Origin of the sequence: Nonomuraea candida (genome assembly GCF_000725485.1) — a bacterium.
GTDB classification, from domain to species: Bacteria; Actinomycetota; Actinomycetes; order Streptosporangiales; family Streptosporangiaceae; genus Nonomuraea; species Nonomuraea candida.
The window spans coordinates 1-310 of the sequence record NZ_JOAG01000166.1 but is presented as its reverse complement, the minus strand read 5'-3'; the positions used below and the strand labels follow the sequence as shown (position 1 = coordinate 310).

Sequence of the window (310 nt, the reverse complement as noted above, 5' to 3'; positions counted from 1 at the left end):
CAATCCGGCGCCGCCAGCACCGCCAGACACGAACCATCACTGATCGACATGATCAGCATCAGCCCGCGCTGCATCTCCACGATCGTCTGATTGACCGCACCACCCTCGAACACCCGCGCCGCACCCTGCGTCAGCGACACCAGCCCCGACGCGATCGCCGCCAGCTGATCCGCCCGATCCGCCGGAAAACCCGCCGACGCCGCCAGCGGCAGACCATCCGACGAGACGACCACCGCATGAGCCACACCAGGGACCGTGCTGACGAAATCGGTGATCAACCAGTCGACTCCGCGCGCCGCGTTGCTCAGGT

1 protein-coding gene is annotated in these 310 nt (G+C 66.8%); it reads right to left on the bottom strand.

Going from position 1 to position 310, the window contains the following annotated elements; genetic code table 11:
• Positions 1–308: roadblock/LC7 domain-containing protein (locus IO39_RS43540; protein WP_043637815.1), on the bottom strand; the 308-nt coding region annotated here is incomplete at its 3' end.
• Positions 309–310: the final 2 nt, after the last annotated feature.